Origin of the sequence: Marimonas arenosa (assembly GCF_030848945.1) — a bacterium.
GTDB classification, from domain to species: domain Bacteria; phylum Pseudomonadota; class Alphaproteobacteria; order Rhodobacterales; family Rhodobacteraceae; genus Marimonas; species Marimonas arenosa.
The window spans coordinates 612,865-627,796 of sequence record NZ_JANHAX010000002.1 but is presented as its reverse complement, the minus strand read 5'-3'; the positions used below and the strand labels follow the sequence as shown (position 1 = coordinate 627,796).

Annotated in this window: 13 protein-coding genes; 12 read left to right on the top strand and 1 reads right to left on the bottom strand. The window is 62.9% G+C overall.

Translation table 11 applies throughout. The features are described 5' to 3' along the window. The 5 genes from NO357_RS09255 to NO357_RS09235 are packed head-to-tail and all read left to right on the top strand — an operon-like array spanning nucleotide 1 to nucleotide 4,393. Entirely contained in the window at nucleotides 1-1,266 is a 1,266-nt protein-coding gene (locus NO357_RS09255) for a nitrous oxide reductase family maturation protein NosD (protein WP_306735353.1), read from the top strand. Further along, complete coding sequence (locus NO357_RS09250) at nucleotides 1,259-2,152, top strand: ABC transporter ATP-binding protein (RefSeq protein WP_306735352.1); 894 nt, start codon at nucleotides 1,259-1,261, stop codon at nucleotides 2,150-2,152. Before NO357_RS09255 ends, NO357_RS09250 begins: the two co-directional genes overlap by 8 nt. After that, nucleotides 2,149-2,970, top strand: a complete 822-nt coding sequence (locus tag NO357_RS09245) for an ABC transporter permease (RefSeq protein WP_306735351.1) — start codon at nucleotides 2,149-2,151, stop codon at nucleotides 2,968-2,970. Before NO357_RS09250 ends, NO357_RS09245 begins: the two co-directional genes overlap by 4 nt. After that, nucleotides 2,967-3,482 (top strand): nitrous oxide reductase accessory protein NosL, encoded by a 516-nt coding sequence (locus tag NO357_RS09240; RefSeq protein ID WP_306735350.1) that lies wholly within the window; start codon nucleotides 2,967-2,969, stop codon nucleotides 3,480-3,482. The genes NO357_RS09245 and NO357_RS09240 overlap by 4 nt, the downstream gene beginning before the upstream one ends. Further along, complete coding sequence (locus NO357_RS09235) at nucleotides 3,479-4,393, top strand: FAD:protein FMN transferase (protein ID WP_512699422.1); 915 nt, start codon at nucleotides 3,479-3,481, stop codon at nucleotides 4,391-4,393. The genes NO357_RS09240 and NO357_RS09235 overlap by 4 nt, the downstream gene beginning before the upstream one ends. Nucleotides 4,394-4,488: 95 nt before the next feature. Here the strand turns inward: NO357_RS09235 and NO357_RS09230 are convergent, their stop codons facing one another. Continuing rightward, nucleotides 4,489-4,923: a hypothetical protein gene (locus NO357_RS09230; protein WP_306735348.1), complete on the bottom strand. Its 435-nt coding sequence runs from the start codon at nucleotides 4,921-4,923 to the stop codon at nucleotides 4,489-4,491. A 134-nt stretch (nucleotides 4,924-5,057) separates the two neighbouring features. Between NO357_RS09230 and NO357_RS09225 the strand changes: the two genes are divergently transcribed. From NO357_RS09225 to NO357_RS09195, 7 genes are all read left to right on the top strand, one after another. Then, complete coding sequence (locus tag NO357_RS09225; protein ID WP_306735347.1) at nucleotides 5,058-7,067, top strand: acetyl-CoA hydrolase/transferase C-terminal domain-containing protein; 2,010 nt, start codon at nucleotides 5,058-5,060, stop codon at nucleotides 7,065-7,067. Nucleotides 7,068-7,386: 319 nt separating this feature from the next. After that, complete coding sequence (locus tag NO357_RS09220; protein WP_306735346.1) at nucleotides 7,387-9,093, top strand: AMP-binding protein; 1,707 nt, start codon at nucleotides 7,387-7,389, stop codon at nucleotides 9,091-9,093. Nucleotides 9,094-9,096: 3 nt separating this feature from the next. Further along, nucleotides 9,097-10,155 (top strand): pyruvate dehydrogenase (acetyl-transferring) E1 component subunit alpha, encoded by a 1,059-nt coding sequence (gene pdhA, locus NO357_RS09215; RefSeq protein WP_306735345.1) that lies wholly within the window; start codon nucleotides 9,097-9,099, stop codon nucleotides 10,153-10,155. Next, nucleotides 10,148-11,128 carry an alpha-ketoacid dehydrogenase subunit beta gene (locus NO357_RS09210; protein ID WP_306735344.1) on the top strand — a complete coding sequence of 327 codons (981 nt, stop codon included), beginning with the start codon at nucleotides 10,148-10,150 and terminating at the stop codon, nucleotides 11,126-11,128. The genes pdhA and NO357_RS09210 overlap by 8 nt, the downstream gene beginning before the upstream one ends. Further along, nucleotides 11,125-12,231, top strand: a complete 1,107-nt coding sequence (locus tag NO357_RS09205) for a dihydrolipoamide acetyltransferase family protein (RefSeq protein ID WP_306735343.1) — start codon at nucleotides 11,125-11,127, stop codon at nucleotides 12,229-12,231. Before NO357_RS09210 ends, NO357_RS09205 begins: the two co-directional genes overlap by 4 nt. Then, the gene (locus NO357_RS09200) at nucleotides 12,228-13,334 is read left to right on the top strand and encodes a Glu/Leu/Phe/Val family dehydrogenase (RefSeq protein WP_306735342.1); all 1,107 of its coding nucleotides are present in this window, start codon (nucleotides 12,228-12,230) and stop codon (nucleotides 13,332-13,334) included. Before NO357_RS09205 ends, NO357_RS09200 begins: the two co-directional genes overlap by 4 nt. Before the next feature lie 639 nt (nucleotides 13,335-13,973). Beyond that, complete coding sequence (locus tag NO357_RS09195; RefSeq protein WP_306735341.1) at nucleotides 13,974-14,654, top strand: CDP-alcohol phosphatidyltransferase family protein; 681 nt, start codon at nucleotides 13,974-13,976, stop codon at nucleotides 14,652-14,654. The last annotated feature ends 278 nt before the right edge of the window (nucleotides 14,655-14,932 follow it).

Sequence of the window (14,932 nt, the reverse complement as noted above, 5' to 3'; positions counted from 1 at the left end):
ATGCGCTGGCTCCTGCCCATAACGCTTGGCCTTTTGGTCACCCTCGGCCTGCCGGGCCGGGCGGCGGATTGGGACGTGCCCGTCCGGGCGGGGGCCATCGCTGAAACACTGGCGCAGGCGGCGGATGGTGACGTCCTTCGCCTGCGTCCCGGCACATACGGCGAAGCCGTTGTGCTGGACCGGCCGGTCACCCTGGATGGGCAGGGCCATGCCACCCTCGATGGCGGCAGCGAGGGCAGCGTGATCACCGTCACCGGGCCGGGCGTGATCGTGCAGGGGCTGACCGTGGTGGGTTCGGGCTCCAGCCACGAGACCATCGACAGCGGCATCAAACTGACCAAGAAGGCAAAGGCGCCGCAGGTCTTGAACAACACACTTCTGGGCAATCTCTACGGCATCGACATACACGGGGCGAAGGACAGCCTGGTGAAGGGCAACCGGATCGAGGGTCGCCTTGACCGTCACATGAACTCACGCGGCAATGGCGTTTACGTCTGGAACGCACCAGGGGCCGTCGTTGAAGGCAACGATATCCGCTTTGGTCGCGACGGCATCTTCGTCAATTCATCGAAAAAGAACGTTTTTCGTGACAATACCTTCCGCGATCTGCGCTTTGCCGTGCACTACATGTACGCCAATGACAGCGAGGTGTCGGGCAACGTTTCGATCGGCAATCACTTGGGCTATGCGGTGATGTTTTCAAAGCGGGTGCGGGTAATCGACAACGTGTCGATCGACGACCGTGAACATGGCGTCATGCTGAATTATGCCAACCAGTCGGTGATCCGCGGCAATTTCGTCAAGAACGCGCGGGAGAAATGCACGTTCCTTTACAATGCCAACAAGAACGAGTTTTCCGGCAACTGGTTCGAAGGCTGCGGTATCGGCATCCATTTCACGGCCGGATCGGCCGACAACAGGATCGTCAACAACAGCTTCATCGGCAACCGCACGCAGGTCAAATATGTCTCGACCCGCTGGGATGAATGGTCCGAGGACGGGCGCGGGAATTACTGGTCGGATTTCGCCGCCTATGACGTCGACGGCAACGGCTTGGCCGACGTGCCCTACCGGCCCAATGACAGCATCGACCACGTGCTGTGGACCCAGCCCTCGGCCAAGCTGCTGCTGGGTTCGCCGGCGGTGCAGCTGGTGCGCTGGTCGCAATCGGCGTTCCCGGCGCTGCTGCCGGGCGGGGTGGTCGACAGCCACGCGCTGATGCAGCCGGATCCCCCCGAAGCCATGCAAAAGGTGTCTCATGACTGAGCCAACCCTGACCATCGAGAAGGCCAGCAAGGACCGCGGCAAGCTGCGGGTGCTGAGCGATGTCGACCTGACGGTCGCCGCCGGCGAACGCGTGGCCCTGCTGGGCCACAACGGCGCCGGCAAATCGACGCTGATCAAGACCGTGCTGGGCCTGACGCCGCTGAGCGGCGGCGCCATCCGGGTAGGCGGGGCGCAGCCCGGCAGCGCGGCGGCGCGCAGGGCGACCGCGTTCCTGCCCGAATCGGTGAGTTTCCACCCCGCCCTGACCGGGCGCGAGCAGCTGACGCTGTTTGCCCGTCTCGACGGCGCGGCGGCGGATGTCGCGGGGTTGCTCGACCGGGTCGGGCTGAGCGAGGCGATGGACCGCCGGATCGGCACCTATTCCAAGGGCATGCGGCAGCGGCTGGGGCTGGCGCAGGTGCTGTTGGGCCGACCCGTCGTGGCGCTTCTGGACGAGCCGACCTCGGGGCTCGATCCGGTGTCGCGGCAGGACCTTTACGCCATCATCGACGAACTGGCGGCACAGGGCACCGCCGTGCTGATCGCCAGCCACGCGTTGACCGAGGTCGAGGCGCGCACCGACCGGATCGCGATTCTGCGCCAGGGGATCAAGGTGGCCGATGACACCCTGGCCAACCTGTCGCAAGCCGCCGGGCTGCCGATCCGGCTGCGGGTCCGTGCCTCGGGCGATGCCGACGCGCTGGCCCAGCAGACCGGCGGTCGCCGGATCAACGGCGCCTCGGTCGAAATCTTGTGCAGCCCGGCGCAAAAGATGGACGCGCTGCGCCGCATTGCCGCCATGGGCGACGCCGTCGCCGATGTCGACATGACCCCGCCGCGGCTGGAAGACCTGTATCGCCACTATGCGAAGGAGACTGTCCAATGACCCGCTTCCTGGCCATTGCCAGCACCGAACTTGCGATCCTGCGGCGCAACCGCTGGCTGGTCATGGTCACCCTGATCATGGTGTTGTTCGCGCTGGCGCTGACCTTCGCCGGCAGCGCACCCACCGGCACGCTGGGGGTCGACATGCTGACCGTGTCGGTGGCGTCGATGACCACGCTGAGTGTTTATCTGGCGCCGCTGCTGGCGCTGATGATTTCGTTCGACGCCATCGCCGGCGAGGCCGAGCGCGGCAGCCTGGGGCTGTTGTTGTCCTATCCCGCCGGGCGCGGCGAGATCCTGATGGGCAAGTTCGCCGCACACCTGTCGGCGCTGGGCTTTGCCATGGCCATCGGCTTTGGCTCGGCCGGCGCGGTGGCGGCCTGGTTCGGAGGCGCGGGAGCCGAGAGCCTGGTCGCGCTGGGCCGTCTGATCGGCACTTCGATGCTGCTGGGCGCGGCGTTCCTGGTGCTGGGCTATCTGCTGTCGGCGCTGGCCAAAAGCGTCACCGCCGCCGCCGGCATGGCGGCCGGGCTGTGGCTGGTCTTCGTGGTGCTTTATGATCTTGGACTGCTGGGCGCGGTGGTGTTCGATGCCGGCGGGACCTTCACGCAAAAGGTCTTTCCCTGGGTGATGGTGGCCAATCCGGCCGACGCGTTCCGGCTGTGGAATATCGCGGCCTCGGAAAGCGTGGCGCTGACTTCGGGGATGACCGGCGCGGCGCAGGCCCTGCCGGCATGGGCCGCGCCGCTGTCGCTGATGATCTGGCCCGTGATCGGCTTTGCCGCGGCGCGGTTTGTGTTCCGGAGGGTCGAGCCATGAAACGTCTGATCCTTGTCGCCGCGGTGCTGTTGGCCGCCTGTCAGGAAGAGAAAGCCGAGGCCCCGCCGCCCGCGGACCTGACCGACATGGCGCTGAGCTATTTCTGCCAGATGAACGTCGCCGAACACGGCGGACCCAAGGGGCAGATACACCTTGAAGGGCATCCTCAACCGCTGTTTTTCGCCCAGGTGCGCGACATGGTCGCCTATCTTAAAAGCCCCGAGCGCGACGCCGACATCACCGCCATCTATGTCAGCGACATGGGGGTGGCCCCCAGTTGGGACAGCCCCGGAATATCCAACTGGATCGCGGCCGACACCGCGACATTTGTCGTCGGCGCCGGGGTGGCCGGGGGAATGGGTGCACCGGAGATCGTTCCTTTCGCCCGGCTTCAGGACGCAACCGATTTCGCCGAACGTTTTGGCGGCCACCCCGTGCGCCTTGAAGACATCCCCGACGAGGCCGCGATCGGGGCCGTCGATCTGGATCAGCCACTGGAAACGCCATTATGAGCCATCTAACCCGTCGCCGGTTTCTGACAATCACAGCAGCAGCTTCCGCCGTGCCGTCGGTGGCGTCCGCCGCTTCCGCCACTTGGCGCGGCGTCGCCTTGGGCGCGTCTGCGTCGATGCAAATTCACGGGCAGAGCGCCGCCGAAGCCTCCGGGCTTTTCGCGGAGATCGAAGCCGAGTTGTCTCGGCTCGAGAATATCTTCAGCCTTTACCGCCCCAATTCCGAAATCGCGCGTCTCAACCTTGACGGGTTTCTGGATCACCCGTCCCCTGACCTGCTGAACGTGCTCAGCTTGTGCAAATCGATTTACCAAGCCTCCGAAGGCGCTTTCGATCCGACGGTGCAACCCCTGTGGCTGGCGCTGGCCAACGGCGCCGGTGCAACCGAAACAGCCCGCGCACGCGGCGCTGTCGGCTTCGACCGGCTCAGGTTCGGGCCAGAGCGAGTGTCGTTCGAAACCCGCGACGCGCCTGTTCCACCGGCACTGACGCTCAACGGAATCGCCCAGGGGGCCATTACTGATCGCATTGCCGGTCTGCTGCGCGCGCGGGGTTTGAAAAACGCCTTGATCGACATCGGCGAAATCGCGGCGCTGGGACACCGTCCGGGCGGGGCGCCGTGGCGCGTGGGGATCGCCGAACCCGGGGGCGCCGTCCTGAAGAAAGTGACACTTTCAGACCGGGCCATCGCGACGTCCTCCACCCGCAGCGAAACGCTGGGCTCTTTGCAAAGCCATATCATCAACCCCAAGATCCCAGGCGAAACCGCCGAGTTCACGATTTCCGTCTCGGCGCCGCATGCGGCCATGGCCGACGGATTATCAACCGCCTTGTGTGCTGCTCCCGAGCACTCTGTCGATGGACTTCTGTCGAAGTTTCCCGGCACGCGACTGGAATTGCAGCACGCCTGACAGGGCGCGGACCATGGCGGCGATTGGGGCCAACGATTGAGCTTAAGCCTCAGATTCAGCGCCGTCCTGGTCAACGATGAGACCGCCTTGGGCTATCACAGGTTGGCACCCGAGCATGTGCATTCATCAGTCTCCAGGTCGTAACGCAGCCCGGCATTCGAGAACGTGCCTTCCGGGCGCTTCGACTTTTCGATGACCGGGATGTGCGACTCGATCCGTTTGCCAACGAGCCGGCTCAGCTTGCCCGAGCCAAATGTCTTGTCCACGGCCAACCGCGAAGGCACGAGGCAGACCTGGTCACGGGTTCGGTCGATCATCGTCCGGGTCGCACCGACCTTGGCCTGGCGGATCGCCCGTGTGGCCGCCACGCCAAGGATCACCGTATTCTCGTTGTCGGTCAGATCGTTGTCAGAGTTGGTAAAAAACGTGGACTCGTTGGTTGCGCTGGTCCATTGGCTGGCCTGGTTGGAAAAACGTGTGAACGTCGCCTTGATCTCGCCGGCCACATCGAAGCCCGCATCATCGCCCATTCTCTCCAGCCTCGGCAGATTTGAATCAGCGACCGGGCCACTTCACAAGGCTGTCTTCAACACAATTGGCACGGAGCGGTCGCCAAGGGTCACCTTACGGTGCACTATGCGAGCGGCTATGATCCCCAAACGGCATGTCCGATCAGATCAACGACGGTTCGTTTGGACTGGTGAAAAGAAACTCGACAACGACTCCGCGTTTGGGGTTACCAAAGCATTTGGAGGAGCGAGCGATGACGACAGAATGGCTGAACGATCCGGAGGTTTGCGTAGAGCAGATCCTGTCGAAGGTGGGGAAACGGATTGTCCTTGGCCTGCCGCTCGGCCTCGGTAAGGCCAATACGCTTCTGAACGCCCTTTATCGGCGGGCTGAACAGGACCCTTCCATCAAACTGGAAATCTGCACCGCATTGACACTCGCACGGCCGCGGCGCGAAGCGGATTTGGAGCGCCGCTTCGTCGATCCGCTGTTTGAAAGGCTTGCAGGAAATTACCCGGAACTGGCCTACAACCTGCCACTGCAAGAAGGGACCCTACCGTCGAACATAACCGTTCACGAGTTCTATTTTTCGGCGGGAACACGGCTGGCCTCGCCGCAGGCGCAACAGCATTACACCAGCACCAACTACACGCACGCGGTGCGCGAACTGTTTGATCGCGGAATCAATGTCATCACGCAGCTTGTTGCACGGCGTGGCGAAGGCGATGCAGCCAGACTCAGCCTCAGCTGCAATCCGGACCTGACGCTCGATCTGCTGCCCACAATGCGCCGCTGGGAGAAGGACGGCTATCCGGTGGCAATCGCCGGGCAGGTCAACGACCAACTCCCCTTCCTGGGTGGCCCAGCGATACTTGAACCGAGTGCCTTTGATTTCATCTTGGATGGACCGGAACACCAGTTTGACTTGTTCGAGGTGCCGAAAGAGCCGGTACGGACTTGCGACTATGCGACAGCCTTCAACGTCGCCTCTCTGATTCCCGACGGCGGTACGATCCAAGTTGGGATCGGCGGGTTTTCCGACGCGCTGACGCACGCGCTCCGGATGCGCCAGCGGGACAACAACCAGTTCCGCGACATTTTCGAAAGGCTCGAAACCCAGACCAACGCGGAGGCGATCACTCATCTGGAACCGTTCGAGGAGGGCCTCTATGCCTGTTCGGAAATGCTCGTCGAGGGCCTCCTTCAGCTCCGGCACGACGGCATCCTTAAACGGCGCGCCGAACACTACGCCGAGGCAATGGGACTGGACAAAGGGCCGCTGATTCATTCGGCCTTCTACCTGGGATCACATGAACTTTATGCCGCGCTCCGTAATTTGGGCGAAGACGAACTCGACGACATCGCGATGACATCCGTGGCTTTCACAAACCAGCTCTACGGTGACGAGGCGATGAAACGCGCTGATCGCAAGTTGGGGCGGTTCATCAACAAGGCCATGCTGGCGACACCGCTGGGTGCAGTGACTTCGGACGCACTGGAAGACGGACGCGTGGTCAGCGGTGTGGGCGGGCAATACAACTTCATCGTCCAAGGTCATGAGCTGCCCGGCGCGCGTTCCATCATCATTCTCGACGCTACACGCACCCAAAAGGGGCGGGTTTTTTCCAATATCGTCTGGAATTATGGTCACACGACCATTCCGCGGCATCTGCGCGATATCATCGTGACCGAATATGGAGTCGCCGATCTACGCGGCAAATCGGACCGCGACTGTATCGCAGCGATGCTCGCGATCACCGATGCACGGTTCCAGGATGCGTTGCTCAGCGACGCCAAGCGCGCTGGCAAGATCGAGCGTTCCTTCAAGATTCCCGACAGGTGGCGGCTCAACACGCCCAAGCGCCTCGATTCGACACTCAAGCTCTGGCGCGACAAGGGCATACTGCCGCAATTCCCGCTCGGTTCGGCGATGACCCCTGTGGAACAGCGGCTGATCGGTGGATTGCGCAAACTGGGTTCAATCGCCCACAGCAAGCCTAAGCTGCTCGCCTGCGCCGCCAGAGGGTTTGCCGGTGCCACGCCTTCCGCGGGCGAAATGGAATGCCTTGAACGGCTGGCGCTCGACCACCCCACGTCCCTGGGCGAACGCCTGACGCGCTGGTCGATCCTGCAAGGGCTCCGAGACGCCGCGGCTGAGGGATGAAACCTCGGATCTGCTGAAATTCGCTGGTCTGCAAATTGGCCGCTTTCGGGAACGCAACACCGCAAGTGTGCGATGTGCGTTGCTCTCCAAGCGGGAAAAACAGTCGCAACTCGGTCGCCCAAACTCCTAACGATAGCGGCCCTCTCGGCATTCGTGATCGCCACCATCGAGACGGCGGATTTGCTCAGCTCAGCGACCTTCGCGCCTGGCGTCCTTGCTCTATGTCAATGCTGCGAGTCGCCGTGGTATCTAGTGTTAAAAAAGGGAGGGTTTCTTCGGGCTTGTCGATAGCGTCATGTTGAGACGGAGGAGGGAGAGCATGACTGCAACTTCAGATAGGGCGCATGGCGCGGCGAGCTATGTGCACGGGGCATCGCCAGATCCGCTGGTGGGCTTGACCGTAGGCGGCCTTTTGGAAAACGCCGTCACGAAACACCCGGACAACGACGCGCTGGTGGTTCCCTATCAAGGGGTGCGTTGGAGCTACGCGGAACTAGGTCGACGGGCCACAGAGGTCGCTGCGGGATTGGTGGCGCTAGGGCTGGAACCGGGCGACCGGATTGGAGTCTGGGCGCCCAACATGGCCGAGTGGGTGACGCTGCAATTCGCCACCGCCCGCGCCGGGCTGATCCTGGTCAACATCAACCCTGCCTATCGCCTGTCCGAGCTTGAATATGCGCTCAATCAGGTCGAAGTGAAGGCGCTGGTGATGGTTCCAAGCTTCAAATCCAGCGATTACATCACCATGCTGACCGAGCTCATGCCCGAGATGGCCTGCGCCAACCCAGGCAGGCTTGCAGCGCAGAAGATCCCCAGTCTGCGCTGGATCATCACCTTGGGAGAAACCCCGGCGCCCGGCGCCATCACTTACGACGATCTGAAATCGCGGGCCAGCGACGAAACCCGCGCCCGGGTCACGCAACTGGCCGGCCTGCTTCAGTTCGACGACCCGATCAACATCCAGTTCACTTCGGGCACCACCGGCCGGCCCAAGGCGGCGACGCTCACCCACCACAACATCGTCAACAACGCCTATTTCACCGGCGTGCAGATGAAGCTGAGCCACAAGGACAGGATGTGCATCCCGGTACCAATGTATCACTGCTTCGGCATGGTGCTGGGCACGTTGTGCTGCGTTGCCCACGGCGCAACCATGGTGTTTGCCTCGGCCGGGTTCGATGCCACCGCGTCGATGGACGCGGTCGAGGCCGAACGCTGCACGGTGTTTCACGGTGTGCCGACGATGTTCATCGCGGCGCTGGAAAGCCCCGGCTTCAAGGGCCGCGATCTGTCCAGCTTGCGCACCGGGATCATCGCCGGAGCGCCTTGCCCGGCCGAGTTGATGAAACGGATCATGGGCGAGATGCACATGGAGCAGATCACCATCGCCTATGGCATGACCGAAACCGGGCCGGTCAGCACCCAGACCTCGGTCGACGATCCGGTGCATCGGCGGGTCGAAACCGTCGGCCGGGTTCTGCCGCATACCGAGATCAAGATCGTCGACCCGATGGGCCGGATCGTGCCGCGCGGCGAGGCGGGCGAGTTGCTGACCCGCGGCTACTGCGTGATGCCGAAATACTGGAACGACCCGGAAAAGACCGCCAAAGCGATCGACGAAGCCCGCTGGATCGCCAGCGGCGACGTGGCGGTGCTGGATGACGAGGGCTATTTCCAGATCGTCGGCCGAATCAAGGACATGCTGATCCGGGGCGGCGAAAACATCTTCCCGCGCGAAATCGAGGATTTTCTCTATACCCACCCGGCGATCGAGCAGGTCGAAGTGATCGGCGCGCCCGACGAGAAATACGGCGAGGAGGTGTGCGCCTGGATCAAGCTGCACGAGGGCCAGAGCGTCACGGCCGAGGAAATCCGCGCGTTCTGCAAGGGTCAGATCGCGCATTTCAAGATTCCCCGCTACGTTCGGTTCGTCGACGAATTCCCGATGACCATCACCGGCAAGGTGCAGAAATACGTCATGCGCGAGATCATGGCGAAGGAACTGGCGGAGGGGAAAGGGGAGTAGCGCATGGTCGAACAACAACCGTCACCGTCCATCTCTGGTTTTCTCGACGCAACTGCGGAGGTGCGAAGGCCGCTGCCGGATTTCGCCAAGGATCGCGCAACGCTGGTCGAAATGTACGCGGCTATGGTGCTGACCCGCGCCTTCGACACCAAGGCGATTGCGCTTCAGCGTACCGGCCGGCTTGGCACATATGCCTCGAGTCTGGGGCAGGAAGCGATTGGGGTGGGCGTGGCCAGCGCGATGCGGCCCGAGGACGTGTTCCTGCCCTCCTTCCGCGAACACGGTGCCCAGCTCGTCCGCGGGGTCACGCTGGACGAACTGTTGCTCTACTGGGGCGGCGACGAGCGCGGCAACGATTTCAAAGGACCCCGACAGGATTTCCCGGTCTGCATCCCTGTGGCCTCGCAGTTTCCGCATGCCGCGGGGGTGGCGCTGGCCATGAAGCAGAAGGGCGAACCGGGTGTGGCGGTGGCCGTGGCCGGGGACGGCGCCACGTCGAAAGGCGATTTCTACGAGGCGATGAACATCGTTGGAGCTTGGCAACTGCCTGCGGTTTTCGTGATCAACAACAACCAGTGGGCCATTTCCGTGCGACGCAAGGACCAGACCGCCGCGGAAACGCTGGCACAGAAGGCCGTGGCAGCCGGACTGCCCGGCGAACAGGTGGACGGCAACGACGTGATTGCCGTGCGCGAGGCGGTGGGCCGCGCGCTGGACAGGGCGCGCGCGGGCGAAGGCGGCGCGCTGATCGAATGCCTCAGCTACCGGCTGGGCGACCATACCACCGCTGACGATGCCAGCCGGTATCGCGAGGAGGAAGAAGTCAGCCCGCGCTGGAAGGAAGAGCCGGTTGCGCGCCTGCGCAAGTATCTGACTGATGCGCATAGCTGGTCGAAAACCGATGAGGAGGAGCTGTTGCGCAGCTGCCGGGAAGACGTCGAAACAGCGGCCGAGCGCTATCTGGCGACAGGGCCGGAAGCCGCACGGGCGATGTTCGACACGCTCTTTGCCGAGATGCCCGCCGATCTGGCAGCGCCAGCAGAGGGGCTCGAAAATGGCTGAGTTGACGATGATCGAGGCGATCCGCGCCGCGCTCTTCCGGGCGCTTGAGGAAGATCCGGACATCGTGATCTTTGGCGAAGACGTGGGCATAGACGGTGGCGTGTTCCGTGCAACCGACGGGTTGATCCAGCGTTTTGGCGCGGCGCGTGTGCGCGACACCCCGCTGTCCGAAACGGTGATTGCAGGTGTCGCCGTGGGGGCCGCCGCTCACGGGCTCAGGCCCGTCGCTGAGATCCAGTTCATGGGGTTCATCTATTCCGCCATCGACCAGTTGGTGAACCATGCTGCGCGGCTGCGCAACCGAACCCGCGGGCGGCTGGGCTGCCCGATGGTGCTGCGCGCGCCATTTGGCGGCGGCGTCAAGGCGCCGGAACACCATTCGGAAAGCATGGAGGCCATGCTGGCTCACATCCCCGGCCTGCGTGTCGTCATACCCAGCTCGCCCACGCGCGCCTATGGCCTGCTGCTGGCCGCCATCCGCGACCCCGACCCGGTGGTTTTTCTCGAACCCAAGCGTCTTTATCGCTCGGTTTCAGAAGCGGTGGAGGACAATGGCAAAGCCCTGCCGCTCGACCGGGCTTTTGTTCTGCGCGAAGGTGGGGACGTCACCCTGGTGACCTGGGGGGCGATGGTTCAGGAAAGCCGCGAGGCCGCGGACTTGCTGGCCGACGAGGGGATATTTGCCGAGATGATCGACCTTGGCACGCTGAAGCCCTATGACCGCGCTACGGTGCGCGACTCTGTACGGAAAACCGGACGCTGCGTGATCGTGCACGAGGCACCCCTGACCGCCGGGTTCGGCGCCGAGATCGCTGCCGACCTGGCCGAGCATTGCCTGACCAGCCTGCTGGCGCCGGTGCGCAGGGTGGCGGGCTATGACACCGTCATGCCCTATCCGCGGCTCGAGCGGCATTACATGCCCTCAACGGCGCGGGTTGTGAATGCTGTCCGATCCGTCATGGAGTTCACATGAATATCTTTAACCTTCCGGATCTCGGCGAGGGCCTGCAGGACGCAGAAATCGTCGCTTGGCACGTCACCGAAGGAGACTACGTGATTTCCGACCAGCCGCTCGTTTCGGTCGAGACCGACAAGGCGGTGGTGGAAATCCCGGCGCCGTATTCGGGCACAATCAAACGGTTGATTGCGGAAACCGGTGACATCGTGCCGGTCGGTGGCGCGCTGGCCGAGATCAGCACCGAAAGAGACAAGGATACGGGCGCCATCGTCGGAGATATTGGCCCGAAGGCGGAACAGGCGCATCCGGCAGGGAGTAGGCCGCCGGCACCGCCCGGCAGCCCGACGGTGCAGGCCGCACCGGCGGTCCGCAGGCTTGCACATGAACGGGCGGTAGACCTGGCCGGAGTCGCCGGCAGCGGCCCCGGGGGCGCAATCCTCAGTTCGGACGTGCTCGCTGCCGCCAGCGGGACCGTCCCGGGCGAAGAACTGCGCGGTGCCCGCCGGGCGATGGCCCGGACGATGACCATGTCGCACGCCAGCGTCGTTGCCGCCACTGTGATGGACCATGCCTTGATCGACGGGTGGTCCGTGAACGAGGACCCGACCCTGCGCTTGGTCCACGCGGTCGTTGCCGCGTGCAAGGCCGAGCCCGCGCTTAACGCCTGGTTCGACGGCAAACGTCGGCAATTGCACGATCACGTCGACCTGGCACTGGCGATGGACACGCCCGACGGGCTGTTTACTCCGGTCTTGCGGCATGTCGGAACGGACGATGTCGCTGGACAATTGTCTGTTCTGAAAGCCGCTGTGCGTGACCGCTCGATCCAGCGCGAAGCGATGAAGGGTGCAACGATCACCCTGTCCAACTTCGGCATGATCGGTGGCGCATATGCGGCACTCGTGGTCACGCCACCGCAGGTCGCCATTCTTGGCGCCGGGCGGATATCGGTGCAGATGACCGTGGTCGACGATCACCCCGGGCCGAGCCGCATCCTGCCACTGTCATTGAGTTTCGATCACCGGGTCGTCACCGGCGGCGAGGCCGCGCGGTTCCTGAACGCGGTCAAAGAAAATCTCGAACGGGAAAACATCGACGAAGAGAAAGGCAGTTCATGAGCGATATTTTCGACCTTTCCGACGAGCTGGGCCCGGAAAAGGTTTTGCATCTCACCAATGCTGCGGCCGGTCTCAAGGCAGTCCTCGTGATCGACAACACCGCCGCCGGCCCGTCGATCGGCGGAGTGCGCATGGCGTCGGACGTAACGGTCGAGGAATGCGCCCGGCTGGCGCGCGCGATGACACTCAAGAACGCCGCGGCCGGGCTCCCGCATGGCGGCGGCAAGGCGGTAATCGTCGGCGACCCGTCCGTGCCGGAACTTGAAAAGATGACACTGATCCGGGCTTTTTCAGACGCGATCGCCGAAATGCACGGTTACATTCCCGGCCCCGACATGGGCACCAACGAGAGTTGCATGGCCTGGGTGCGCGATGAAATCGGCCGGGCCGTCGGCCTGCCACGCGTTCTCGGTGGCATTCCACTGGACGAGATCGGCGCAACCGGTTTCGGCATCGCTGTGGCCGCCGAGGTTGCCGAGAGTTTCTGCAATGTCCGGCTTGACGGTGCACGGGTCGCGATTCAGGGATTCGGCGCGGTCGGGAAACACGCGGCCCGCCATCTCATCCACCGCGGCGCGCGGCTCGTAGCCGTGTCCGACAGCGGCGGCACCGTGCTGAACCCAGGCGGGTTGCCGTTGGCCGAGCTGATCACGCTGAAAGACGCGGGCAAGAGCGTTACCGCCCTGCCCGGCGCCGCGAAAGACCCGGGCGAGGCGGCGATCACGGCAGATTGCGACATCCTGATCCCGGCCGCCCGCCCCGACGCGATCACAGAGGACAATGTCGATGGCGTGAAGGCGCAGCTGATTATCGAAGGCGCCAATATTCCCGCGCGTGCCGCGGCCGAGACTGCCCTGCATGACCGCGGCGTGCTTGTGGTTCCCGATTTCATTGCCAACGCAGGCGGCGTGATCTGTGCCTCAGTCGAGTATCACGGCGGCACCGAGGCAACGGCGTTTCATGCGATAGAAGAAAAAATCAGGCGAAACACCAATGAAGTCCTCAAGCGCGCCAGTGACACTGACAGCGCGCCACGTACTGTGGCCAGGGCGCTGGCATTGGAGCGTGTCAGGGAAGCCATGGGCTTCCGGCGATTTACCTGACTTCCGTCACCAGGTCGTCCTCGGAGCAGAGACCCGTGCGCGGCAGGTGCGCCCTAATCAAGTTGCCGCGCAGCCTAACCAACGTCCGGCCAGGACATGCCGGGCTGCGCCATATAGATATCAAAGCACGAAACTGGCAGACTTCGGCTGTTTTCGTTTGTCGAGGTTAATTGAGCGAAAGCCTGGGTTGTCCTGCATTAGCGAATTCCGCGCGGAGAGCGGCGAACGACCGCCAGGCGCCCAAACGCTAGGAGCCTAAAGCGGTCTCCGTGAACGCACTTTCGCGCGGTCCACGGATCGGCTCGAAGCTACCTACAACGATCGGGGTAAGTCTTGCAGTAAGCAACATTTCCTGCGGCACCCACGATTGCGCCCGCGGCGACACCACCGCTGAGCACGACCGCCGCACCAACCCCTGCGCCCGCGCCGAGAACCGTTTGTTCGGGCATGTTTTGCCCACACGCTGCCAGTGCGAAAAGGGTGAGTGCCACAGCGACTATCTTGATTTCACTTTTCATCGTCATCTTACCTTTCATTTCAGCAGTGGACGATATGCGATCGAGCCTGTGACAACTAGTGCTTCACAACGAATCAAGTCAACACCAACGGTCGTCAGCGGCTCCATACCGCTCAGTCCAAGTGCCTCTGACAGGGCGTTCCCCAGAGTTTTTCACCCTTGTCGCGCAGGTTGCGGTTTGTCAGGGTCTTAAGCAATGGCCGCTGCGGCACAACATTGGTGAAGGTTATTTCATTGTGAATATCTCCGACCAATTGTCATTCTACAGACTTGCCGCCGCTCCCGTTGCGGCCTGGGTGGCCCTCGAAGGGCATCGGGACGCGTTCTTCATTCTTGTCGCCATCAGCCTGGTTACCGATCTCGTCGATGGTCCGGTGGCCCGATGGTTGGGCCAGGAGTCGCGTTTCGGGGCGAAGCTGGACACGATTGCCGACGCATGCACCTTGCTCGCCGCGATTTTGGGGCTCTATCTTCTCGAGGGCCACAACATGCAGTCCGAGCTTCCGTGGCTTTACCTGTTTCTTGCAAGCTATGCCGCGGCGGCGGCTGTCTCGATGGCAAAGTTTGGCGAACTGCCAGCCTACCATCTATACCTGTCAAAAGCAGCCGCCTTCGTCGCGGCTTTGTTTTTCGTCTGGCTGTATCTGATCGACTATTCGCGCCAATTCTTCCTCTTCGTCGTGATCCTCGGGGTCTTGGCGAACACCGAGTCCCTGCTTCTGTCGCTCCGCCTCAAGCGCTTTCGGACTGACATCGTGAGTCTCTTCGCTGCCAACGCGCTCGCGCGCGACGATGACGACTGAGAAGATCGCGATGCACCGTGGGCTTCTTGTGACCGAATGGGCGCACACTGGAACAAAACCGTTTCCGCCCCAGACGCAGCGAATATCTTTTCCTGCCCGGTTCGACCAGGTGGACTTTAACCACGTCGGACGTTTCGTGGGCTTGGCTCGGCCTCGCCTGCACATCAAGATCCTCGTCGTGATCGGCCTTGTGGAATTCGGTGGTGGTTCTTGATTGATTTCAATCGGCCTGACGCCATCACCTTCCCGACAGCTTCAGGGTTTCGAGCGACGGCGGA